The following is a 21,272-nucleotide window of genomic DNA, read 5'->3' on the forward strand; positions in this document are numbered from 1 at the left end:
TTAATCAAGCATGTCGCGGGGCGGTGGCGTTACGCTTGATGCATCCGAACGACCCCAGGCACCGCGCGCGCAGCGTCCTTCGCAAAGGATGCTCCGACCAGCGCGGTGCCCGTGGTGTCTTCGGTGCAGACGGGCCGCAACGCTGTGTTTCGACGGCCCGCTGTTCACGAACGCAGTTGCAGTGCCTCACCTCCCCCCACGTCCGGAACCCGCATGAGCACCGCTGCACCCACCGTCGACCGGGCCGCGCCCGGCGCGCTGGCCGTCGCCTTCGCCCTGGCCTCGGTCTACATCCTCTGGGGCTCGACCTACCTCGCCATCCGCTTCGCGTTGGAGAGCTACCCGCCGTTCCTGCTCGGTGCCGGTCGCATGTTCCTGGCCGGGCTGATCATGTATGCGGTGCTGCGCGCGCGCGGCGTGCCGTCGCCCACCGGCAAGCAGTGGCGCACGCTGTGGATCCTCTCGATCTGGATGGTGCTGTTGTCCAACGGCCTGGTGAACCTGGCCGAGACCGAGGTCGGCTCCGGCCTGGCCGCGATCGCGGTGGCTTCCATGCCGCTGTTCGCCGGCGTGTTCGCGATGCTGCGCGGGCGGCATCCGTCGAAGATCGAATGGGTCGGCCTGATCATCGGCTTCCTCGGCGTGCTGTGGCTCAACGCGGGCAGCGAACTGTCGTCGTCGATGCTGGGCCTGGTGTGCCTGGTCATCGCGCCGATCGCCTGGGCCTGGGGCTCCATCTGGAGCCGCGACCAGGACCTGCCGCAGCCCTTCATGTCCGCCGCCGGGCAAATGCTCACGGGCAGCATCTGGATGCTGATCGCCGCGATGATCCACGGCGAGCGCATGACGCAGATGCCGTCGCTGTCGGCCACCGGCGCGATGCTCTACCTCGTCGTCGCCGGCTCCATCTTCGGCTTCACCGCCTACATCTGGTTGCTGCATCACGTGCGCCCGGCGCTGGCGACCAGCTACGCCTACGTGAATCCGCCGATCGCGGTGATGTTCGGCGCGCTGCTCGGCGGCGAGCATTTCACCGCGCACGATCTGGGCGCGATGGCGGTGATCCTGGTCGGCGTGGTCATCATCACGCTGGCGAAGGCGCGCGCATCGCGGCCGGTCGCACCGGCGCCGACCTCGGAGCCGGCGGCATGAACGACGCCCACGCCACCCGCAACGGGCTGTGGATCGCGGCGGCCTCGTTCGTCCTGTGGGGCCTGATGCCGTTGTACTGGCACCTGCTCAAGGCGGTGCCGTCACTGCAGATCGTCCTGCATCGCATCGTGTGGAGCGCGCTGCTCGTCGCCGGCTGGCTGGCGTGGAAGCAGGGACGCGGCTGGCTGCGCGCGGCGCTGGCGCGCCCGCGTGCGGCGTGGATGCTCGGGCTGAGCGGCCTGCTCATCTCGGCCAACTGGGGCCTGTACGTGTGGGCCGTGAACGCCGGGCATGTCGTCGAGAGCAGCCTGGGCTACTTCATCAACCCGCTGATCAGCGTGGTGATGGGCGTGGTGTTCCTGCACGAGCGCCTCAACCGCGTGCAGTGGGTGTCGGTCGCACTCGCCGGGCTCGGCGTGGCGTGGTTGACCTGGCAATACGGGCAGCCGCCGTGGATCGCGCTGGGACTGGCGCTGACGTTCGGGCTGTACGGACTGATCCGCAAGCTGGTCGCGGTGGATGCGGTCAGCGGTCTGGGCGTGGAGAGCGTCTATCTGTTCCTGCCCGCGCTGGCGCTGCTGCTGTGGAGCGAGACGCACGGCGGCGGCGGTTTCGTCGGCGGTTACGGCCTGGGCGCGGACCTGCTGCTGATCTTCGCCGGCGCGCTGACTGCGTTGCCGCTGATCGGCTTCGCCTACGCCGTGCGCCGCGTGCCGCTGTCGGTGGTGGGCCTGATGCAGTACATCGCGCCGACGATCCAGTTCCTGCTCGGCGTGCTGTTCTTCGGTGAAGCCTTCGATCGCGACCGCGCGACCGGCTTCGTCTTCATCTGGATCGCGCTGGTGATCTTCGCCGGCGAAGGCCTGTGGCGTGCGCGGCGTCAGTCGGCGCTGCCCGCCACGGCATAAGAGGAGCTACGTCATGGACAAGACGACACTGAGCGCGCTGGCGCTATTCCCGCTGCAACTGGAAGCGCACTACAAGGCGATTCCGGCCGAATACCGCCACTGGACGCCGCCCAGCTGGGACGGTATTCCCAGCGAGCACTTCACTGCGATCGAACAGTTGTGCCACGTGCGCGACATCGAGATCGAGGGTTACCACGAGCGCATCCGCCGCACGCTGGAAGAATCGCATCCGCTACTCCCGTCGATCGACAGCGAACCGCTGGCCGTGGAGCGCCGCTACGGCGATGCGGACGCGGATGCGGTGCTGCACGATTTCCGCGATGCGCGTGCGCGCACGGTGGAGACGATCACGCGGCTGGACGCGGCGCAGCTGGCGCGCACGGCGCAGTTCGAAGGTTATGGGCCGCTGACGCTGCGCAGCCTCGTGCACTACCTGTGCAGCCATGATCAGCAGCACCTGGCGGGATTGCAGTGGTTGCTGGGGAAGATCGAGTCGGAGCGGGTGGTGGTGTAAGGCGCAGTCGCCGCTGCGGCTTGTTCAAGCCGTCATCCCCGCGAAGGCGGGAATCCAACATTCAGGCGTGTGACGCTCTTCGGCAGTGGTGGCGCAGCTGACGCCTGGATGGTGCCGCCATACGGCGGCCCAAAAGACCCCGCCTGCGCGGGAATGAAAGAAAGGCCGCGATTGCTCGCGGCCTTTCCGTCTTCAGCCACAAGTGGCGATCACGCCGCCCGCAACGCCTCCGTCACCGGCAATCGCGCCGCGCGCAGCGCCGGGAACAGACCGCCGACCAGGCCGATGCCCAGCGCCCACATGATGCCGTTCCACAGCAGCGCCGGCGAAACCTTGAACTGGAACATCACCTGGCTGAAGTTGTTGCCCAGCGTGGACACGCTGTAGCCGTTGAACACCAGCCACGCCACCGCGCCGCCGAGGAGGCCGCCGATGAGCGCCAGCAGCATCGTCTCCAGCATCACCGCCACCACCACCGGCAGGCCGCGGAAACCGATGGCGCGCATCGTCGCGATCTCGCGCGCGCGACCGGCGACGGCCGCATACATCGTGTTGAGCGCGCCGAACACCGCGCCCACCGCCATGATCGAACCGATCACGATGCCCAGCACGCGCAGGAACTTGCTCAGCCCTTCGGACTGCTTGGCGTAGTAGTGGCGCGTGGTGTCGACGTCGAGCTTCAGGCGCGGGTCGGCGGCCATCGCGGCCTTGAGCTGGTTGAAGCCGTCCTTGCCGTCCAGCTTCACCGTCACCGACTGGTAGGCGCTGCGGCGGTACGTCGAAGCCAGCGTCTCGCCATCGGCCCACAGTTCCGAGTCGTGCGAATCGCCCGACGCGAAGAAGCCCACCACGGTCCAGATCTGGTTCGCCAGTTCGATCTGCGAACCCGACTTGAGATCGTTGAACTGCTGGTCGACGTACTGCTTGCGCGCGCCCTGGCCGATCACCAGCTCGCGCATGCCCGGGTTGAACTTGCGGCCCTCGACGATCTTCACCTGCGGACGCAGCGTCCACGCCGCTTCGCCCACGCCACGAAGCTGCGCGTTGGCGTCGGTGTGGTCGGCGCGGGTGACCATGTTCACCACCTGCGACAGCTCGGGCGAGATCGCCGGACGTCCGTCCGGGCCCTTTGCGATGCCGGCCAATGCGCTCACCAGCGGCACCTGGTCGCGGGTGATGACCGAGTTGGTCTCCGCCTGCGAACCGCCGCGCAGGATGATCGCGGTGCTGTCGTTGCCGGTCTGCTTGAGCGTGGCCTCGAAGCCCGCGCCCATCGCCAGCATCGCCACCAGCACGCCGACCACGCCGGCGATGCCGACCACGATCACGCTCGAAGCACCCCATCGCTGCGGCAGGCTGGCGATGCCGATGCGCGTGGCCTCCAGCGCCAGGCGTCCGGTGCGCGTGAGCACCAGCCAGAGCGCCAGCGCGACGACGAGCGCCAGCACCGCGTACCACGGCAGCATCGTCCACACGGCCAGTCCCGCGACCAGCGCCAGCACGACGCCGGTGTTGCCCAACCACTTTCTTGCACGGCTCATGTCGTGTCTCCTGTCAGCGGCCCGCGAGGGCATCGACGATGTTCAGGCGCATCGCGCGCATCGCCGGCAGCAGGCCGACGACCACGCCGATGACGACCATCAGCACCAGACCCAGGCCCCAGGTCGCGGCGGGCACGTTCGGCAGCTGGATCAGGCCCATGCTGGCCTGGCTCACCGCCGGCATGATCAGCGCCGCCAGTCCCAGGCCGATCAACCCGCCCAGCACCACCAGCAGCGTCGCTTCGGCCAGCACCAGCCACAGCACGCTGCGATTGGAGAAGCCGATCGTCTTGAGCACCGCCAGTTCCGGGATGCGCTCGCGCACTGCCTGCGCCATCGTGTTGCCGGTCAGCAGCAGCAGCGTGAAGAACACCGCGCCCATGATCGAGGTGACGATCAGGCCGATGTCGCCGATCTGCTTGAAGAAGGCCTGGTTGAAGGCCTGCTCGGTCTGCGTCTTGGTTTCGTGGTCGGAGTTGTCGGAGAGCTTGTCGATCGCCTGCGCCACCTGGTTGGACTGGTCGGCCTTGGCGACATCGACCACGTACCAGTGCACCTGGCCCTTGATGTAGTCGTTGGCTTCGTCGAAGTACTTCCAGTTGAACATCAGCTGCTTTTCTTCGCCCTTCCGCTTGTTGTCGTTCATGCGGAAGATGCCGACCAGCTTGAAGTTCCAATTGTTGCTGCCCTTGGTCGGGAAGATGGTGGCCTGCAGCGGGATCGTGTCGCCGATCTTCCAGCCGTGCAGCTTGGCCAGCGCCTCGCCGACGATCGCGCCGTCCTGCGTGGCGTAGAACGCCTTGAGCTGGTCGGCGGGGATCACGTACTCCGGGTACAGCTCGATGTAGCCCGGGCCGACGGCGAAGTTGGGGAAGAAGTTCTTCGGATCCTGGTAGATGCCGCCGAACCACGTCGCGTAGGACGCCTTCGTCACGCCCGGCACGCTCTCGATCTGCGATTGCAGCCGGTACGGCAGCGACTGCGTGATCGACAGGCGCGAGGTGGTGATGAGGCGGTTGTAGCCGGAAACGTTGGCGCTGGTGTTGAACGCCACGCGGACCGAGTCGAGCATGCCGAACAGCAGGAACGCGGTCACCACCGACAGCAGCGTCAGGAAGGTGCGCGTCTTGCTTCGGAACAGCGCGGCCCAGATCAGGTGCAGGTATTTCATCTGCGCGTCCTCAAGGTGATTTCACTCCCTCCCCTGCGGCGCAGGGGAGGGTTGCGGAGGGGTTGCGAGCCGCCTCGCGGCGAGCTCGGCGCTTGCGCGCCTCGGACCCCCTCCCAACCTCCCCCTGCATGCAGGGGGAGGAGCAAGGAATCGATGTCAGTGCTCCACCGCAAGCTCACGCTCCACGAGCGTGCCCTTGTCCAGATGGATCGTGCGTTGCGCGTGGTCGGCGGCCTTGGGATCGTGCGTGACCATCAGGATGGTCTTGCCGTGGTCGCGGTTGAGCGACTGCAGCAGCGCGAGGATCTCCTCGGCGGATTGGCGATCCAGATCGCCCGTGGGCTCGTCGCAGATCAGCAGCGTCGGGTCGGACACGATCGCCCGCGCAATCGCCACGCGCTGCTGCTGGCCGCCGGACAATTCGTTCGGACGGTGCTTGCCGCGATCGGCCAGGCCCACCAGCTGCAATGCGATCTCCGCATTGCGCTTGCGCTGCGCCGAGGACAGCTTGGTCAGCAGCAGCGGCAGCTCCACGTTCTTCTGCGCATTGAGCGTGGGCATCAGGTTGTAGAACTGGAACACGAAGCCCACGTTCTGACTGCGCCAGTGCGAGAGCTGGCCGGCCGTCATCGTGTCGATGCGCTGGCCGTCCACGGTGATCTCGCCGCCGGTGGGCGAATCCAGCCCGCCGATGAGGTTGAGCAGCGTGGTCTTGCCCGAACCGGACGGACCCATCAGCGCGACGAAATCGCCCTTGGGGATGTCCAGGTCGATGCTGTGCAGCACCTCGACCTTCTCCGGACCGCGTTGATAGGTTTTCCTCAGGTTGCGGATCGAAACCAGCGTAGCCATTGCGACGTCCTCGAAACGATGAAAGGGGGACTGCGTCCTGCGGTTCGTAAGGCCTTACTCGCTTGCGGAATCGGACGCCGACTCGGCGTCCGCCGCGGCGACGCGCACGCGGTCGCCGTCGGCGAGACGTTCGGGAGGATCCAGCACCACCGTCTCACCGCCTGCGAGTCCCTGCGTGACCTCGCGGTCCTCGCCCAGGCTGCGGCCGACGGTGACCTCGCGGCGCTGCGCGCGATCGTCGTTGACGACGAAGGCGACCTGCTTGCCATCGCGCGAGGCGATCGCCGCGGCCGGCACCAGCACGCCCGGCTTCTGCGCCGGCGCGTCGGGCTTCCTGGCTTCCAGGAAGCTCACGCGCACGCCCATGTCGGGTACGATGCGCGGGTCCTTCTGCTTCAGCGCCACGCGCACCTTCACCGTGGCCTTGCCGCGGTCGGCGGCGGGAATGATCGCGATCACCTCGGCCGGAATCTTCCAGTCCTGGTACGCGTTGAGCGTGGCTTCCACCGGCATCTTCGGCTGCACGCGGCCGATGAAGGCCTCGCCGACTTCCACTTCGATCTCGAGCGAATCCATGTCGACGATCGTGCCGATGCCGGTGCGGGTGAAGCCGCCGGTGGCGAGCGGCGAGACGATCTCGCCCGGCTGCGCCGCCTTCGCCGTGACCACGCCGGCGAACGGCGCGCGCACGATGGTGTTGTCCACGCCGATGTCGGCGATGCGCAGGCGGTCGCCGGCGACCTTGGCGTTGCGCTCGGAGGTGATGAGCTCGGCGCGCAGCGAATCGCGCGCGGCGATGGCCTCGTCGTACTGCGCCTTCGACACCAGCTGCTGGTTCACCAGCGTCGACAGGCGACGCGCATTGGCCTCGGCCTCCGACAGCTGCGCGCGCACGCTTTCCACCTGGCTGCGCGATGCGCTGTGCTGCGCGCTGGCGAGCGTGCGTTCGGCGTCGGCGTCCAGCGGATCGAGCGTGGCCATCACCTGGCCTTCCTCCACGCGCATGCCTTCCTCGATGAACACCTCGCGCACCTTGCCGGTGATCTTCGCCGACACCGTCGCCATGCGACGCGCGACGACATAGCCGGTGGCATCCAGCACCGACGCGCTGCTGCCGCCGTTGCCGATCGCGGTGACGGTGGCGGTCTGGACTTCCACGCCGCGTGAGCGGCCGAACACCGCCCATGCGACGAGCACGAGCACGATGAGTGCGGCCACGGCGGCCAATGCGATCCACAGCCCGCGGCGCGATGCCGGGGGCGGTGGTGTCGAGCGGTCGATCCGCAATTCCTTCAGCAGGTCGGCAGAGTTGTTCATCGACGATCCGGACGATGTGAAAGGGGAGAAGTGTGGGCAGTCCGACCGCGCCTGCGCTAGGGGCCGGAAGTAACTTTCTGCCGCCAGGGCGGCCAGGACAGCGCCAAGCCTATTCGATGCGGGCCCGCGCGGTCACCTGATGTCTGTCATGTGTTCGCCGTGACGGCTGCGACTGCCGCGCCAGAACGCACCCGCGCAGGATGCCTTCACTCGGGACGATCCCGCATGGAGAGCAGGCGATGAACAGCGAACACGCGGTGCTGGCGCGGCTGGACGGGGTGCACAAGTCGTTCGGCCCCATTGAGGCTCTCGCGGGCGTGGACCTCACGGTGCGCGGCGGCCAGATGCTGGCATTGCTGGGCCCCAACGGTGCAGGCAAGAGCACCGCGATCGGACTGCTGCTCGGCCAGGGCAGGGCGGATGCGGGCACGGTGTCGCTGTTCGGCGCGTCGCCGCACGAACTCGCCGTGCGCCGCCGCATCGGCGTGATGCTGCAGAGCGCGGGCATTCCCGACATGTTGAAGGTGTCCGAACTGTTAGCGCTCACCCGCAGCTACTACGCGCAGCCGCGCAGCGTCGCCGACTGCGTGATGCTTGCCGGACTCGACGGTCTGATGGACCGGCGCTACGGCCGCCTCTCCGGCGGACAGCAGCGGCGCGTGCAGTTCGCCCTCGCCGTATGCGGGCGACCGAAGCTGCTGTTCCTCGACGAACCCACCACGGGCCTGGACATCGAGGCCCGCCGCATGCTGTGGCGCGCGATCCGCGAACTGGTCGGCGAAGGCTGCGGCGTGCTGCTGACGACGCATTACCTGGAGGAGGCCGAAGCGCTGGCCGATCGCGTCGTCGTGCTCCAGCGCGGGCGCGTGATCGCGCAGGGATCGGTCGACGAACTGCGCGGCCATCTCGCTCAGCGTCGCATCCGCTGCTTCAGCGCCGTGGCCGCCGAGCGCGTGGCGACATGGCCGTGCGTGATGGAAGCGCGTCGCGACGGCGCGCGCCTGGAAGTGATCGCCGAATCCGCCGAACCCGTCGTGCGCCGTCTGCTCGCCGAAGACGCGGCGCTTACCGAACTGGAAGTGTCGCGCGCCGGACTGGCCGACGCCTTCCTCGAACTCACCCGCGAAGCCAACCGGGAGGCTGCGTGATGAACACCCTTGCCAGCATTGCATCCAGGCCGGACACCACGCTGCGCAGCTACCGGCTGGAAGCGAAGTACGAGTTCCTGCGCCTGCTGCGCACGCCGATGTTCGCCGTGCCGACGCTGCTGTTTCCCACGCTGTTCTACGTGCTGTTCGGCGTGCTGCTGGCCGGCTCGCGCGGTGGCGTCGCGGCGTCGCAATACCTGCTGGCGACCTACGGCGTGTTCGGCGTCATGGGCGCGGCGCTGTTCGGCTTCGGCGTGAGCGTGGCGATCGAGCGCGAGAACGGGTATCTGGAACTCAAGCGCGCACTGCCGATGCCGCCCGGCGCGTACCTTCTGGCGAAGATGGCGATGGCGGCGTTGTTCTGCGCGATCATCTCGCTGCTGCTCGCGGTGCTGGGCGCATCGCTGGGCGGCGTGTCGCTGGCGCCGGGGCAGTGGGCGATGCTGTGGCTGGTGAACATCGCCGGCGCGCTGCCGTTCTGCGCGATCGGCCTGTACATCGGCAGCCTGGTCGGCGGCAGCGGCGCCCCGGCCGTGGTCAACCTGGTGTACATGCCGATGGCATTCCTGTCCGGCCTGTGGATGCCGCTGAGCGTGCTGCCGCCGGTGTTCGCCCAGCTCGCCCCGCTGTGGCCGGCGTGGCACCTGGGGCAGCTCGCACTGAAGGTGGTCGGGCGCGATGCCGGCGCATCGGCGGTGATGCACGTCGCCGTGCTGGCGGCGATCACCGTCGTGTTCTTCCTGCTCGCGCGCCGCCGTCTTTCGCGTTGACGAACCCGGGGCTACAGTCATGAACACGCGCCACACCGACGGAGTCCGCGCCATGTCCGGATCGATCAAACCGGCGTTGCTGCGCTGGCGGGGACGCCTGATCCCCGAAGCGCTCGGCCTGGGCTGGACGCCGTTCTTCCTGCTGGGCTACCTGAGCTTCCTGTTCCTGCCCACGCTGCTGGCGTGGATCGGCGAGAACGATCGCGTCTTCGGCGGGCGCACGCAGCTGTGGCCGACGCTGGTGTCGATCGCGCTGTTCCTGCCGCTGTACTTCGCCGCGTACCGGCAGATCGGCGCGAGGAAGGTGGCCTGCATGCTGGCGATCGCCGCGCTGGGTTACCTGGTGCTGCCCAGCAATCCCTTCGCCAACACCTACCTGATCTACGCGTGCGGCTTCGCGGCGACCGTGGGTGGCCCGCTGTGGCAGCGACTGGCGTGGATGGCGGCGATGCTCGCCGGCCTGCTGGTGGAGATCGTGCTGCTGCGCTATCCGGTGTTCGTGTTCCTGATCACGCTGATCGTCGCGGTGGCGGTGTTCTTCGGAAACCACCATTTCCTGGAAAGCCGCCGCAAGCAGGCCGCGCTGCAGCTCTCGCACGACGAAGTGCGCCGGCTGGCCGCACTGGCCGAACGAGAACGCATCGGCCGCGACCTGCACGACCTGCTCGGCCACACGCTGTCGCTGGTGGCGCTGAAGTCGGAGCTCGCCGGCAAGCTGGTGGAGCGCGATCCGCAGGCGGCCGTGCGTGAACTGTCGGAGGTGACGCGCATCGCCCGCGACGCGCTCGGCCAGGTGCGCAGCGCGGTGACCGGCATCCGCGCGGCGGGCGTGGCGTCGGAACTGGCGTCGGCGCGTCTGCTGCTGGAATCGGACGGCGTGGTGTTCCACTACGAGTTCGCGCCGATGGCATTGCCGGCCGAGGTGGAAACCGTGCTGGCGATGACGCTGCGCGAAGCGGTGACCAACATCCAGCGCCATGCACGCGCCCGCAACGCACGCGTTCGCCTGCACACGCAGGGCGAGGAAGCGGTGTTGCACATCGAGGACGACGGGCGCGGCGGCGCGATCGCGCCCGGCAACGGACTGAGCGGCATGCGCGAACGGCTGGAAGCACTCGGCGGTCGCCTGCGCGTGGACTCCACGCCGGGGCAGGGCACGCGCGTGCAGGCGCAGGTGCCGTTGCCGCGAATGACGATGGATGCGCCCGACGCCACGGCGCTGCGCACGCAGGTGCCGCCCGCCGCGGCCTGACCTGCGCGCGCAGTGCTAACGTGCGCGCAGTCCGCTGGAGGCGCAGGCGATGATCGGAGTGGTGCTGGCCGAAGATCAGGCGATGGTGCTGGGCGCGCTGTCGGCGTTGTTGCGTCTGGAGTCCGACATCGACGTGCTCGGCACGGCCACCGACGGCGAGGCCGCATGGAGCCTGCTGGAGCGCATGCAGCGCGAGGGCCGCGTGCCGGACGTGCTGGTCACCGACATCGAGATGCCCGGCCTGAGCGGCCTGGAACTCGCGCAGCGCATGCAGCGCCACGGCTGGGCGACGAAGGTCATCATCGTCACCACCTTCGCCCGCGCGGGCTTTTTGCGCCGCGCGCTGGAAGCCGGCGCCAGCGGTTATCTGCTCAAGGACGCGCCGGCCGAACAACTGGCCGAGGCGATCCGGCAGGTGCATCGCGGCGGCCGCGCGATCGACCCGCAGCTGGCGGTGGACGCCTGGGGCGAGGCCGATCCGCTCAACGAACGCGAGCGCCAGGTGCTGCGCCTGGCGGGCGAGGGGCTGACGGCGGGCGAGATCGCCGCGCGCCTGCATCTGTCGCAGGGCACGGTGCGCAACTACCTGTCGGAATCGATCGGCAAGCTCGGCGTCGGCAATCGCATCGAGGCGTATCGGTTGGCGCGGCAGAAGGGGTGGTTGTAGGGGCGCCAGTGTCTTGGCGTCCCGTTAGGGGCGATTGCCTCGCGCACCGTCATCCCGGCGAAGGCCGGGACCCAGGCCGTCACGCCGTCCGCATCCTATGCCGTCATTCCAGCGAAGCTGGAAGCCACTTTCGCTTTGATCCAAGCAACAGCGCAGCGCGGACATGCGTGCGCGAGAGCCAGCGCGTCTGCCTCCGTTGCCCCTCACCCCAACCCCTCTCCCGGTGGGAGAGGGGCTCATCGCGCCATCGGCGCAGTGGGGCGGGAGGCAGGAATCAAACGCCCGCGTGCCGCTTCAACAACGCATACGCCCCGCGCAGCCCCTGCGCCTCGCCGCCGGCCGGACGGCCCGGGCGATCGCTGTCGTTCCAGCTGTACACGTCCAGATGCGCCCACTTCTGTGCGGGCGGGACGAAGCGGTCCAGGTACACCGCCGCCGTGATACTGCCGGCCATCTTCGACGGCCCGCCGTTGGCGATGTCGGCGACGTTGCTCAGCAGGTAACGCACGTACGGACGCCACAGCGGCATGCGCCACAGCGGATCGCGCAGCTGCATGCCGGCCTCGAGCCACTGCTGCGCCACGCCTTCGTCGTTGCTGTACAGCGCCGGCAGGTCCGGGCCCAGCGCGATGCGCGCAGCGCCGGTGAGCGTGGCGAAGTCCAGCAGCAGCTGCGGCTGCATTTCCACGGCGTAGGTCAGCGCGTCGCAGAGGATCACGCGGCCTTCGGCATCGGTGTTGTCGATTTCCACCGTGATGCCCTTGCGCGTGTCCACCACTTCGCCCGGGCGGAACGCGTTGGGGCCCACGGCGTTCTCCACCGCCGGCACCAACAGCGTGATGCGCAGCGGCAGGCGCTGCGTCATCACCAGCTCGGCCAGCGCGATCGCGTGCGCCGCGCCGCCCATGTCCTTCTTCATGTTGCGCATGCCGTCGGCGGGCTTGAGGTCCAGGCCGCCGGTGTCGAAGCACACGCCCTTGCCGACGATGACCACGTGCGGGTGCGACTCGTCGCCCCAGCGCAGGGTGATCAGGCGCGGCGCGCGGTGGCTGGCGCGGCCGACGGCGTGGATCGCGGGGAAGTTGTGCGTGAGCAGGTCGTCGCCGCTGAACACTTCGATGTGCGCACCGAAGCGTTCGGCGATCTCGCACGCCACCTGTTCCAGCTGGTCCGGGCCCATGTGCTCGGTCGGCGTGTTGACCAGATCGCGCACGCGGATGCAGGCGGCCAACTGCGCGAACGCGTCCGCATCGCCCTGCGCAAGCGCGAGCTGCGCCGGCGCGCGCAACGGCGTGCGGTAGCGGTTGAAGCGGTAGCAGCCCAGGCCCCAGCCGAGCTGGAACGCCGCCTGCGCCTCGGCCGGCAACTCGGTCGCCAGCGAAAATGCGCGCGGCGGCAGTGCGAACGGCGCATGGCCGTGGGCGAACGGGTCGAGCGGATCGCCCACGCCGATCACCGCCGCGGCGATGCCGCCGTCGGCCGCAGGCAAGGTGATGGTGGAGAACGGCGAGCCGTCGAAGCCCTGCGCGTCGAGCCAGGCGCCGACCGCGGCCGGCTGCGTCGAGCGCCACTGGGCCAGTCCGTCGCGCGTGACGACGTGCAGCGGCAGTGCGGCGGTGGTGGTGATGTCGACGAATCCAGTCGGCAGGCTCATGCGGCAGCGGTTTCCGGTGATTGCGCCGCGTCCAGCCAGTCGGCCAGCCCGGCGAGGGTGGTGAATTCAAGGTCGGGGCGGACGTCCGCGTGCGGCCAGTGCGCGCCGGTGCGGTTGATCCAGCAACTGCGCAGGCCCGCGCGCTGCGCGCCGAGCACGTCCATTTCGATGTCGTCGCCCACGTGCAGCACGTCGGCGGGCGCGAGCGGAAAACGCTCGCAGGCGGCGTGGAAGATGCTCGCCGCCGGCTTGGGCGTGCCGTGTTCGCGCGCGCCCAGCTGGAAGACGAAGTGCGTGCCGATGCCCACGCGCGCCAGGTCGGCATTGCCGTTGCTGATGGCCGCCAGCGGCACGCGCGCGGCCAGGCGCGCGAGGGCATCGAGCGAATCGTCGTAGAACTCCACGCGGTTGCGCTCGTCGTAGAAGGCTTCGAACGCGGCGTCGGCGTGCAGCGGGTCGTCGCCGGCCAGTTCCATCGCGCGCACCAGGCTCAGCTTGCGCAGCAGGCTGAAGTCGTGGGCGAGGTCGGGGCGTTCGAAGTAGATGCGTTCGCGCAGCTCGCGCATGGCCTCGATCGGGAAGCGCTGCGCCGTGCGCGGGCAATGCGTGGTGAGCCAGTCGTGCAGCACGCGCTCGACCCGCGCGCCGATGGGCGCGAAGGGCCACAGGGTGTCGTCGAGGTCGAGGGTGATCGCGCGGACGGGGGAAGCCATTCCCCGATTTTAGCCTTACTGCGCCGCCTGCCCGTTCGTCGCATGCGCGAGCCCGCGAGACGGGGTTTGCGGACGCGGTCCCGGTTCCCCGGTGCGCGGGGGTGTATCCAGCTCACGGCACGCGCGGAGCCCGTTCCGGCCCACCGGCGTGCGTGCCGACGGCCCTGTCGCCGGGCGCGCCCAGGACGGCTCGCGCGCCGCGGTCCACGGCGGCTTGTGCCGCCTCAAGGAGGAAAGTCATGCGCATTCCACGCCGATCCACGCTCGCCCGCCTGCTGGGCATCGCCGCGCTGGTGCTGGTGCTCGCCGGCACCGCCAGCGCCGGACGTTGGCCCTACATCCAGACGTTCTACGACGAAGCCGGCAACGCGGTGGGCTGGCAGATCGGCCACTGCGACAACAGCTACAGCTTCCACGGCGTGCGCACGCCGGTGTACACGATCGAACGGTTGCAGTGCCCGGATCTGTAGTTTTTCGCTCCCTCCCCTGCTTGCAGGGGTGAGGAGGGACGTTTGCGCGCCACTGGCGCGCGTCCCGACGAACGCCTCCGGGCTGTGCCCGGAGGCCGCGGGGTTGGGGAGGGGTGAAGTGCACAGCGCAGGAGCCTGACCGCGAGCATCACTGCATTGCTCTCCCCGAGCCCTCACCCCAACCCCTCTCCCGCAAGCGGGAGAGGGGCTCAACGCGGGATAGGGCCCATGACGAGGCTCACTCCAACAACTTCGCCCACCCCGTCAGCCCCTCGATGCGCGCCAGCACCAGCTTCACGCACACGAGCATCGGCACCGCCAGCAGCAGGCCGACGATGCCCCACAGCCAGCCGAACACCATCAGCGCCAGGATCAGCACCAGCGGCGACAAGCGCATGCTGCGGCCGAGCACGATCGGCGTGATGATCTGGCTTTCCAGCGTGTGCAGCGCCAGGTACAGGCCCGCCGGCAGCAGCGACGGCCACAGTTCGTCGAAGGCGACGAACCCCATCAGCAGCATGATGACGATGCCGATCAACGGACCGACATACGGCGCGAAGTTGAGGATCGCCGCCATCGTGCCCCACAGCAGCGCTTCCTGCATCGGCACGCCCAGCCAGTACAGCGAACCGGCCAGCGCCAGGCCCACGCCGGTGTTGATCACGGTGATGGTGAGCACGTAGCGCGAGATCGCGCGCTCGATCGAAGTGAGGATGTCCACCGTCAGCTTCTTCTGCTGGCGCGTGGGCAGCAGCGCCATCGCGTTGCGCTGCAACTGTTGGCCGTAGACCATGAAGAAGAACGTCAGCAGCACCACCGCCAGCACCGAAGCCACGCGTCGCGGCGTCGCGGTCAGCGCCTTGTAGGGCTCGTTGAGTTCGGTGCGGATCACCTGCACGGGTTTGCTGGTGCTTTCGCCACCGGCCGCACGCGCGATGTTCTGCGCGGCCTTGTTCGCATCGAGCATCGGCTTGGTCAGGTCGCGCAGCTTCGGCGCGATCTGCTTCATCTCGCGCGGCACCTGGCGCACCCACTCGCTGGCCGGCTCGATCAGCTGATTGCCCAGCGCACCGGCCGCGGCCAATCCGCCCAGCAGCACCAGCAGCGCGCCGAGGAAGCGCGGCACGTACAAACGTTGCAGCCCGCGCAGGATGGGGTTGCCGATCAGCGCGAAGAACATCGCCAGCAGGATCGGCAGGATCAGCTCCTGCGCCGCCCACAGCGTGAATCCGACCGCGAGCGTCGCCAGCACCATCGCCGCGCTCGAGGAGCGCGGACGCGGCGAGACGGGACTGGGAGGAAGTTCGTCGCCTTCGTCGGCGTGGACGATGTCGTCGGAGGCGGGAGGCGCCGGTGGCAGCGCGCTCATGGCGCCACCTGGTCGACCGTGGCGGTGCGCGCCGCGCGCATGCGTAGTTCGGCCTGCGCCAGCGCGAGCGCTTCGTCGACCTCGCCAGGCGGCGCGACCGCGTCGGGCGGCACCGCGCGCTGCGCGAAACCGGCCCCGGTCGCCGAGGTTTCCGCCGCTTCGGCCTGCACCTGTTCGTTCGCCTCCGTCGCTTCCTCGGCGGCGACCTTCGCGCTGCCGCCCGCGACCAGGCTGGCGACCATCGACACCATCTGCATCAGCCCGCCGCTCTTGCCGATCGCACGCAGCGGCTCGGCGCGACCGACCACGAAGCCGCTCACCAGCCCCGCCGTCACGATGCGCCACGGCGTCCACGCCGCAAGCCACGACGACTTGAGCTGGCCCAGGTCGGCGGCGACGGTGCGCTCCCTCTCCTCGAGCACGTCCTCGGCCTGGTGAACCTTGGCGACGAGCTGCTTGAAGCTCAGCGTCTTATGGGGTTTGCGGTCGGCCATGGTCAGGGCGGAGTGATGTGGGTGCCGTTGCCGGAGTTCTTCAGCTTCTCGGCATCCTGCCGCAGATCCTGCGCCGCCGCGCGCGCCGACTCGGCGGAGTCGGGCGTGGGCATGAGGTCGGCCAGCTCGCCGATGCCCAACCGCGCCAGCTGACGGCGCGTGGCCTGCATGCGTGTGTATTCGAAATAGTGCGCCGCGCGCAGTCCGGCGTAGACGGTGACGACAAGGCTCAGGCCCGCGGCGATCAGCATCGAAACCAGCCACGAGATGCCGAAGCTGCGCAGCAGCGCCACCAGCGTGGCCATCAGGAACAGCCACGCCGAGGCGCCGAACACCACCGCCACACCGGCGAAGGTCAGCGCACGCCCCAGCGCGCTGCGTGCCAGCGACAGGTCCGCGGCCACCAGCGTGCGGAACGCACGCGCCGAATCGGCCGCCGCCCCCAGGCTGGCCTTTGCCGTACTGCCGATGTCGCGCAGCGACTCGGCCAGGTCCGGCGGCGGTGGCGCCGCCGGGTCTTCGTGTTCGCGACGCTCGTCGGCCTCGCTCACGGGGGCTTACTTGTCGCCGCTGCGGGCGAGCTTGGCGAGGATCCATCCCGCCGCGAAGGCCACGCCGAAGGAGGCCAGCGGACGTTCGCGGATCAGTTCGGCGGCGCTGTCGACCAGATCGCGGCCCTTGTCCATGAGCGCGTCCATCTGCTCGCGCGCGGCACCGCCGGCGTTCTCCGCCGCGGCGATTCCGGCCAGCGCGCTGTCGGCCAGGTCCGCCTTGACGTGGGCCTTGCCCACGCGCAGTTCTTCGCCCGCTGCCGCGGCGGCACCGCGCAGCGCGGAGCCCGCATCGCTGGCGGCCTGTTTCACATGACCGCCGGCCTCGCTGAGGTTGCTGCGCAGGCCGTCGCGGTAGCTCGCGGCGCCGGAGGCTGCCGAGCTGTTGTCGCCGGGGTTGGTGGGATCGGTGGGGCTGGTGTTCATCGAACGGCTCCTGTGTGACTGGGTATTGCGGATCCGCACCGCCGCCACGGCGTCACTGCATCAGCAGGTCGGCCGAGCGGTTGCTGCGGAGAATGCGGAGCACCAACTGTGCAGGACGCTGCGTGAAGCTCGCGCGGAAGCCCGGCAGATCATCGAAATTGCCCGTGTTGGACGCGATCACCACGTCGTCCTTGCGCAAACGGTTCGCTTCGGCGCGGCTGCCGCTGGCAACGGACGCCACCATCACGCCGGATAGACCTGCCTGACGCAGGCGCTCGGGCAATTCAGCGAACACCGCCCCCGACAGGCGCGGATCCAGTTCCAGGCCCTGGAACGACTTGGGCTGCTCGCGCAGCGACGCATTGAGCGTCAGCGGCTTGCCGTCGCGGCGCACGTCCAGCGCGATGCGGCTGCCCACGGCCTGCAGGCCTTCGTAGTTGCGCAGTTCGTCGTGGCTGTCGATGCGCTCGCCGTTGGCGGCAAGGATCACATCGCCCACCTTGACGCCCGCCGCCGCCGCCGCGCTGCCGGAGAACACCTGCGTCACCACCGCGCCGCGCGTCTCGCTCAGGCCCAGCGCCTTGGCGAGGCGGTCGTCCACGTCCTGCGACTCCAAACCCAGCGAGCCGCGGATCACCACGCCGTTGTTGGCGATCAGCTGGCCCATGATGTTGCGCGCCAGGCTCGTGGGAATGGCGAAGCCCAGCCCGATATTGCCCGCCATCGAACCGCGCGGATTGAAGCTGGCGGTGTTGATGCCCACCAGCTCGCCGTTGAGGTTCACCAGCGCGCCGCCGGAATTGCCCGGATTGATCGACGCGTCGGTCTGGATGAAGTTCTGGAAGCCCAGCCCGCGCAGGCCCGTGCGCCCCACCGCCGAGACGATGCCGGACGTCACCGTCTGGCCGATCCCGAACGGATTGCCCACCGCCACCACGAAGTCGCCCACGCGCAACGCGCTGGAATCGGCCATCGGCAGCGCGGTCAGGTTCGAAGCGTTGATGCGCATCAGCGCCACGTCGGTGTCGGGATCGGAGCCCACGAAGTCGGCCGTGAGCGTGCGCCCGTCGGCCAGCGTCACGGACACCTCATCGGCCCCTTCGATCACGTGGTGGTTGGTCAGCACGTAGCCGCGCTGCGCGTCGACGATCACGCCCGAGCCCAGCGACTCGTTGATCCGCTCCTGGCTCAGCTCCGGGAACATGCGCCGGAACATCGGATCGTTGCCGAACGGGCTCACCCGCACGCGCTGCTTGGTGTGCACGCTCACCACCGCCGGCGTCACCTTGGCCAGCATCGGCGCCAGCGAGGGCAACGGCTGCCCGCCCACGATCGCCGGCAGCGCGGCCACGGTCGGCGTGGTCACGGCGGTCGCCGGGGCGGCCTGGGCGGGCGCCTCCAGGCCGTCGCGCACCGCGATGGCGACGAAGCCACCGAAGGCGGCGGCGAGGGACAGGGTGAGCAAGGTCGGCAGAGGGCGCATCGCGTCGTTCTGGGAAAAGGTGAATGGGCGTGGGAGGCGTCGGCAACGGGGCACCGCGTCCCCACCGCGGAGACGGCCAGTGTCCGTGAACGGCATTAAATATGCGATGAAGTTTTGCCCCTCCAAGGCCCGATCCAAGCGTGCCGACGGTGCGTCGTGCACGTTTGCACGGAGGCGGCAAGCGTGCGAATCAAGCTGCTTGACCGCCATCACAGTGATGTGACTGCCATCAAAAAAATCGTTGACACTTCCCGGGGCCGGGGGTAGCTTGAGCCTTCGCTGCCGCCACTACATCTAGTGGTCATGGCGGTGGCGAGGGCCCAAATTTGGGGTTCCGTGCTTGGAGTTGCTTGACTGGCGGCGCTTTCGGGGGAGGGCGCATGGCGGAGCAGGATGAGCGGAGATTTCCAGAAAAACCCATGCCGTCGCGCCCGCTGAAAACGCGGTTGCGGGCATAGCCGTCGGCGGCCTCCAGGCACGTGGCCACGACGGTGCAGTACCCAACATAAGAATCCACCGGCGTGCCGGACCGATACGGCGACGCCACAGCAAGGAGACAGGACAGGCATGAGCACAGTGCGCCTCGAGGCGGTCAAGACAGCCGCGGCGGATCGGGCCGATCCCAACAGGGACGTCCCCATGCAGCCCGCCTCCCAGGACATCTGGGACAAGAAGTACCGGCTGAAGACCAAGACCGGCCAGGCGGTGGACGCGGACATCGACGCCACCTACCAGCGCGTCGCCAAGGCCCTGGCCGAGGCCGAGCCCACCGCCGAAAAGCAGCAGTACTGGAACGAGCGTTTCGTCTGGGCGCTGCGCCGCGGGGCCATTCCCGCCGGCCGCATCACGTCCAACGCCGGCGCGCTGGAGCACAAGCCCGCCACCTCGACCATCAACTGCACCGTCTCGGGCACCATCGAAGACTCGATGGACGGCATCCTGGAGAAGGTCCACGAAGCCGGCCTCACGCTGAAGGCCGGTTGCGGCATCGGCTACGAGTTCTCCACGCTGCGCCCGCGCGGCGCGTTCGTCGCCGGCGCCGGCGCGTACACCTCCGGGCCGATGTCCTTCATGGATATCTACGACAAGATGTGCTTCACCGTGTCCTCGGCCGGTGGCCGTCGCGGCGCGCAGATGGGCACGTTCGACGTCGCGCATCCCGATGTGAAGGACTTCATCCGCGCCAAGCGCGAAGACGGTCGCCTGCGCCAGTTCAACCTGTCGCTGCTGATCACCGACGGCTTCATGCAGGCGGTCGAAACCGACGCCGACTGGCCGCTGGTCTTCCCGGTGAACATCAAGGAGCGCGGCGACCTCGACATCGAAGACGCCACGCAGGTCGTGTGGCGCGAGTGGCCCACGCACCGCAACTACATCGTGCGCGACGACGGCCTGGTGGCCTGCAAGATCTACGGCCACATCCGTGCCCGTCATCTGTGGGACATGATCATGGTCTCGACGTACGACTACGCCGAGCCGGGCTTCATCCTCATCGACCGCGTCAACGAGATGAACAACAACTGGTGGTGCGAGAACATCCGCGCCACCAATCCGTGCGGCGAGCAGCCGCTGCCGGCGTACGGCGCGTGCCTGCTGGGCTCGGTCAACCTGACCAAGTTCGTGCGCGACGCGTTCACCGACAAGGCCTCCTTCGACTGGGAGGAATACAAGGAAGTCGTGCGCGTGTTCACCCGCATGCTCGACAACGTCGTCGAAGTGAACGGCCTGCCGCTTCCGCAGCAGCGCGAGGAGATCATGCGCAAGCGCCGCCACGGCATGGGCTTCCTCGGCCTGGGCTCCACGGTGACCATGCTGCGCATGAAGTACGGCAGCAAGGAATCGTGCGAGTTCACCGAGCGCATCGCCCAGGAAATGGCCGTGGCCGGCTGGGAAATGGGCCTGGCGCTGGCGAAGGAAAAGGGCGCCGCGCCGATCATGGAAGAGCGCTTCGAAGTCACCGCCGAGATGCTGCGCAAGCGTCCTGAAATGAAGAAGGACGGCTGGAAGATCGGCCAGGAGATCCCGGGCCGCGTCCTGCACGCCAAGTACAGCCGCTACATGCAGCGCATCGCCGAAGTCGCGCCGGAGCTGGTGGACGAGCTCGCCGAGACCGGCGCGCGCTTCACCCACCACAGCTCCATCGCGCCGACCGGCACGATCTCGCTGTCGCTGGCCAACAATGCCTCCAACGGCATCGAGCCCTCGTTCGCGCACCACTACAGCCGCAACGTGATCCGCGAAGGCAAGAAGTCCAAGGAAAAGGTCGACGTCTACAGCTTCGAGCTGCTGGCCTACCGCGAGCTCATCAACGCCAAGGCCATGCCCTTCGCCGAAGATGCCGGCGCGCAGCTGCCCGACTACTTCATCGCCGCCGACGACATCACGCCGAAGGAACACGTCGACGTGCAGGCCGCCGCGCAGAAGTGGGTGGACAGCTCCATCTCCAAGACCGCGAACGTGCCCACGGACTATCCGTACGAGCAGTTCAAGGACATCTACCGCTACGCGCACCAGCAGGGCCTGAAGGGCTGCACCACGTTCCGCTTCAATCCCGCCGCCTTCCAGGGCGTGCTGGTGAAGGAAGCCGACCTGGAGAACACCACCTACCGCTTCGAACTGGAAGACGGCAGCGTGCTGGAAGTGAAGGGCAACGAACAGATCGAGTACGACGGTGAAATGCACACCGCCGCCAACCTGTTCGATGCACTGAAGGAAGGCTATTACGGCAAGTTCTGACGTTCGTCATTTACGCGACGGATGCTCGTCATTCCCGCGAAAGCGGGGGCAGTTGGGCCGCCGAATGGCGGCACTCTCCAGTGA

The 21,272-nt window shown here is 68.5% G+C and carries 20 protein-coding genes; 9 read left to right on the top strand and 11 right to left on the bottom strand.

Going from position 1 to position 21,272, the window contains the following annotated elements; translation table 11 throughout:
• Positions 1-213 precede the first annotated feature (213 nt).
• From yedA to AAFF32_RS05860, 3 genes are read left to right on the top strand one after another with little or no spacing between them, the layout of a single operon-like run.
• A complete protein-coding gene (yedA, locus tag AAFF32_RS05850) occupies positions 214-1,152 on the top strand; it encodes a drug/metabolite exporter YedA (RefSeq protein WP_216961258.1) in 939 nt (312 codons plus the stop codon).
• Positions 1,149-2,060, top strand: a complete 912-nt coding sequence (gene rarD, locus AAFF32_RS05855) for an EamA family transporter RarD (RefSeq protein ID WP_216961255.1) — start codon at positions 1,149-1,151, stop codon at positions 2,058-2,060. Before yedA ends, rarD begins: the two co-directional genes overlap by 4 nt.
• Positions 2,061-2,073: 13 nt before the next feature.
• A complete protein-coding gene (locus AAFF32_RS05860) occupies positions 2,074-2,574 on the top strand; it encodes a DinB family protein (protein WP_216961253.1) in 501 nt (166 codons plus the stop codon).
• Between the two features lie 209 nt (positions 2,575-2,783).
• Here AAFF32_RS05860 and AAFF32_RS05865 read toward each other — a convergent pair whose 3' ends face one another.
• From AAFF32_RS05865 to AAFF32_RS05880, 4 genes are all read right to left on the bottom strand, one after another.
• A complete protein-coding gene (locus tag AAFF32_RS05865; RefSeq protein WP_342316788.1) occupies positions 2,784-4,115 on the bottom strand; it encodes an ABC transporter permease in 1,332 nt (443 codons plus the stop codon).
• 13 nt (positions 4,116-4,128) lie between these two features.
• On the bottom strand, positions 4,129-5,286 hold the full coding sequence (locus AAFF32_RS05870; protein ID WP_216961246.1) for an FtsX-like permease family protein: 1,158 nt from the start codon (positions 5,284-5,286) through the stop codon (positions 4,129-4,131).
• Between the two features lie 156 nt (positions 5,287-5,442).
• Positions 5,443-6,138, bottom strand: a complete 696-nt coding sequence (locus tag AAFF32_RS05875; RefSeq protein ID WP_216961243.1) for an ABC transporter ATP-binding protein — start codon at positions 6,136-6,138, stop codon at positions 5,443-5,445.
• Between the two features lie 54 nt (positions 6,139-6,192).
• Positions 6,193-7,455, bottom strand: a complete 1,263-nt coding sequence (locus AAFF32_RS05880) for an efflux RND transporter periplasmic adaptor subunit (RefSeq protein WP_216961240.1) — start codon at positions 7,453-7,455, stop codon at positions 6,193-6,195.
• Positions 7,456-7,694: 239 nt separating this feature from the next.
• On the opposite strand from AAFF32_RS05880, the gene AAFF32_RS05885 reads away from it, so the two are divergent.
• Genes AAFF32_RS05885 through AAFF32_RS05900 form a run of 4 tightly spaced genes read left to right on the top strand, consistent with a single transcriptional unit; the run spans position 7,695 to position 11,292 of the window.
• A complete protein-coding gene (locus AAFF32_RS05885; RefSeq protein ID WP_342316789.1) occupies positions 7,695-8,603 on the top strand; it encodes an ABC transporter ATP-binding protein in 909 nt (302 codons plus the stop codon).
• Positions 8,603-9,373 (top strand): ABC transporter permease, encoded by a 771-nt coding sequence (locus tag AAFF32_RS05890; RefSeq protein WP_342316790.1) that lies wholly within the window; start codon positions 8,603-8,605, stop codon positions 9,371-9,373. Before AAFF32_RS05885 ends, AAFF32_RS05890 begins: the two co-directional genes overlap by 1 nt.
• A gap of 52 nt (positions 9,374-9,425) precedes the next feature.
• Complete coding sequence (locus AAFF32_RS05895; protein ID WP_342316791.1) at positions 9,426-10,625, top strand: sensor histidine kinase; 1,200 nt, start codon at positions 9,426-9,428, stop codon at positions 10,623-10,625.
• A gap of 49 nt (positions 10,626-10,674) precedes the next feature.
• Positions 10,675-11,292, top strand: coding sequence for a response regulator transcription factor (locus AAFF32_RS05900; RefSeq protein ID WP_216961230.1), 618 nt, complete (start codon positions 10,675-10,677; stop codon positions 11,290-11,292).
• A 274-nt stretch (positions 11,293-11,566) separates the two neighbouring features.
• Here AAFF32_RS05900 and AAFF32_RS05905 read toward each other — a convergent pair whose 3' ends face one another.
• Positions 11,567-12,946 carry a leucyl aminopeptidase family protein gene (locus AAFF32_RS05905; protein ID WP_342316792.1) on the bottom strand — a complete coding sequence of 460 codons (1,380 nt, stop codon included), beginning with the start codon at positions 12,944-12,946 and terminating at the stop codon, positions 11,567-11,569.
• On the bottom strand, positions 12,943-13,659 hold the full coding sequence (locus AAFF32_RS05910) for an HAD-IA family hydrolase (RefSeq protein WP_342316793.1): 717 nt from the start codon (positions 13,657-13,659) through the stop codon (positions 12,943-12,945). The genes AAFF32_RS05905 and AAFF32_RS05910 overlap by 4 nt, the downstream gene beginning before the upstream one ends.
• Positions 13,660-13,898: 239 nt before the next feature.
• Between AAFF32_RS05910 and AAFF32_RS05915 the strand changes: the two genes are divergently transcribed.
• Complete coding sequence (locus AAFF32_RS05915; protein WP_216961221.1) at positions 13,899-14,129, top strand: DUF6289 family protein; 231 nt, start codon at positions 13,899-13,901, stop codon at positions 14,127-14,129.
• Between the two features lie 238 nt (positions 14,130-14,367).
• On the opposite strand, the gene AAFF32_RS05920 is transcribed toward AAFF32_RS05915, so the two are convergent.
• From AAFF32_RS05920 to AAFF32_RS05940, 5 genes are read right to left on the bottom strand one after another with little or no spacing between them, the layout of a single operon-like run.
• On the bottom strand, positions 14,368-15,498 hold the full coding sequence (locus AAFF32_RS05920; RefSeq protein ID WP_216961218.1) for an AI-2E family transporter: 1,131 nt from the start codon (positions 15,496-15,498) through the stop codon (positions 14,368-14,370).
• Positions 15,495-15,992 (bottom strand): hypothetical protein, encoded by a 498-nt coding sequence (locus AAFF32_RS05925; protein ID WP_216961215.1) that lies wholly within the window; start codon positions 15,990-15,992, stop codon positions 15,495-15,497. Before AAFF32_RS05925 ends, AAFF32_RS05920 begins: the two co-directional genes overlap by 4 nt.
• 2 nt (positions 15,993-15,994) lie before the next feature.
• Positions 15,995-16,543 (bottom strand): phage holin family protein, encoded by a 549-nt coding sequence (locus AAFF32_RS05930; RefSeq protein ID WP_342316794.1) that lies wholly within the window; start codon positions 16,541-16,543, stop codon positions 15,995-15,997.
• 6 nt (positions 16,544-16,549) lie between these two features.
• Complete coding sequence (locus AAFF32_RS05935; RefSeq protein ID WP_254200217.1) at positions 16,550-16,969, bottom strand: hypothetical protein; 420 nt, start codon at positions 16,967-16,969, stop codon at positions 16,550-16,552.
• Between the two features lie 52 nt (positions 16,970-17,021).
• Entirely contained in the window at positions 17,022-18,452 is a 1,431-nt protein-coding gene (locus AAFF32_RS05940; protein ID WP_216961213.1) for a trypsin-like peptidase domain-containing protein, read from the bottom strand.
• A 567-nt stretch (positions 18,453-19,019) separates the two neighbouring features.
• Between AAFF32_RS05940 and AAFF32_RS05945 the strand changes: the two genes are divergently transcribed.
• Complete coding sequence (locus tag AAFF32_RS05945; protein ID WP_216961210.1) at positions 19,020-21,188, top strand: adenosylcobalamin-dependent ribonucleoside-diphosphate reductase; 2,169 nt, start codon at positions 19,020-19,022, stop codon at positions 21,186-21,188.
• Positions 21,189-21,272: the final 84 nt, after the last annotated feature.

Source organism: Lysobacter sp. FW306-1B-D06B, from assembly GCF_038446665.1.
GTDB lineage: Bacteria > Pseudomonadota > Gammaproteobacteria > Xanthomonadales > Xanthomonadaceae > Lysobacter_J.

What these genes read in the sequence shown, in the direction of transcription:
- AAFF32_RS05935 (WP_254200217.1), bottom strand. Translation starts at nt 16,969, where the DNA reads ATGAACACCAGCCCCACCGATCCCACCAACCCCGGCGACAACAGCTCG.
- AAFF32_RS05925 (WP_216961215.1), bottom strand. Translation starts at nt 15,992, where the DNA reads ATGGCCGACCGCAAACCCCATAAGACGCTGAGCTTCAAGCAGCTCGTC.
- AAFF32_RS05945 (WP_216961210.1), top strand. Translation starts at nt 19,020, where the DNA reads ATGAGCACAGTGCGCCTCGAGGCGGTCAAGACAGCCGCGGCGGATCGG.
- rarD (WP_216961255.1), top strand. Translation starts at nt 1,149, where the DNA reads ATGAACGACGCCCACGCCACCCGCAACGGGCTGTGGATCGCGGCGGCC.
- AAFF32_RS05910 (WP_342316793.1), bottom strand. Translation starts at nt 13,659, where the DNA reads ATGGCTTCCCCCGTCCGCGCGATCACCCTCGACCTCGACGACACCCTG.
- AAFF32_RS05905 (WP_342316792.1), bottom strand. Translation starts at nt 12,946, where the DNA reads ATGAGCCTGCCGACTGGATTCGTCGACATCACCACCACCGCCGCACTG.
- AAFF32_RS05870 (WP_216961246.1), bottom strand. Translation starts at nt 5,286, where the DNA reads ATGAAATACCTGCACCTGATCTGGGCCGCGCTGTTCCGAAGCAAGACG.
- AAFF32_RS05875 (WP_216961243.1), bottom strand. Translation starts at nt 6,138, where the DNA reads ATGGCTACGCTGGTTTCGATCCGCAACCTGAGGAAAACCTATCAACGC.
- AAFF32_RS05895 (WP_342316791.1), top strand. Translation starts at nt 9,426, where the DNA reads ATGTCCGGATCGATCAAACCGGCGTTGCTGCGCTGGCGGGGACGCCTG.
- AAFF32_RS05920 (WP_216961218.1), bottom strand. Translation starts at nt 15,498, where the DNA reads ATGAGCGCGCTGCCACCGGCGCCTCCCGCCTCCGACGACATCGTCCAC.
- AAFF32_RS05900 (WP_216961230.1), top strand. Translation starts at nt 10,675, where the DNA reads ATGATCGGAGTGGTGCTGGCCGAAGATCAGGCGATGGTGCTGGGCGCG.
- AAFF32_RS05880 (WP_216961240.1), bottom strand. Translation starts at nt 7,455, where the DNA reads ATGAACAACTCTGCCGACCTGCTGAAGGAATTGCGGATCGACCGCTCG.
- AAFF32_RS05940 (WP_216961213.1), bottom strand. Translation starts at nt 18,452, where the DNA reads ATGCGCCCTCTGCCGACCTTGCTCACCCTGTCCCTCGCCGCCGCCTTC.
- AAFF32_RS05890 (WP_342316790.1), top strand. Translation starts at nt 8,603, where the DNA reads ATGAACACCCTTGCCAGCATTGCATCCAGGCCGGACACCACGCTGCGC.
- AAFF32_RS05865 (WP_342316788.1), bottom strand. Translation starts at nt 4,115, where the DNA reads ATGAGCCGTGCAAGAAAGTGGTTGGGCAACACCGGCGTCGTGCTGGCG.
- yedA (WP_216961258.1), top strand. Translation starts at nt 214, where the DNA reads ATGAGCACCGCTGCACCCACCGTCGACCGGGCCGCGCCCGGCGCGCTG.
- AAFF32_RS05915 (WP_216961221.1), top strand. Translation starts at nt 13,899, where the DNA reads ATGCGCATTCCACGCCGATCCACGCTCGCCCGCCTGCTGGGCATCGCC.
- AAFF32_RS05885 (WP_342316789.1), top strand. Translation starts at nt 7,695, where the DNA reads ATGAACAGCGAACACGCGGTGCTGGCGCGGCTGGACGGGGTGCACAAG.
- AAFF32_RS05860 (WP_216961253.1), top strand. Translation starts at nt 2,074, where the DNA reads ATGGACAAGACGACACTGAGCGCGCTGGCGCTATTCCCGCTGCAACTG.